Consider the following 285-nt stretch of genomic DNA (forward strand, 5'->3'; position numbering starts at 1 on the left):
CACAGCCCCCCCGTCGATGATGAAGCTCATCGCCTGGTCCACTGTCCAGGCGGTCGGGGTCAGCAGCTCCACCGGCACGATTTCCAGATACCCGGAGGTCGGGTTGGGGGTGGTCGGCACAGACACGGCCGCCAGCTCGCGGCCGGTGCCCTGTTCACGGATCACCCGGGTGACCAGGCCCACCGCCTTCATGGCCCGGTGCGGGAAGTCGATCCGCACCACGCGCTGGGTCGCACCCGGCTCGGTCTGCAGCATGTCCAGAAGTTTCGTGGCGCTTTCATAGAT

1 protein-coding gene is annotated in these 285 nt (G+C 67.0%); it reads right to left on the reverse strand.

Annotated elements, in window-relative coordinates:
• Positions 1-285, reverse strand: a 285-nt coding sequence (locus tag ACQG3P_RS19375; RefSeq protein WP_426805949.1) for a DUF502 domain-containing protein, incomplete at both ends; no start/stop codon positions are given.

Origin of the sequence: Stenotrophomonas sp. SrG, from assembly GCF_050031795.1 — a bacterium.
Taxonomy (GTDB): domain Bacteria; phylum Pseudomonadota; class Gammaproteobacteria; order Xanthomonadales; family Xanthomonadaceae; genus Stenotrophomonas; species Stenotrophomonas rhizophila_A.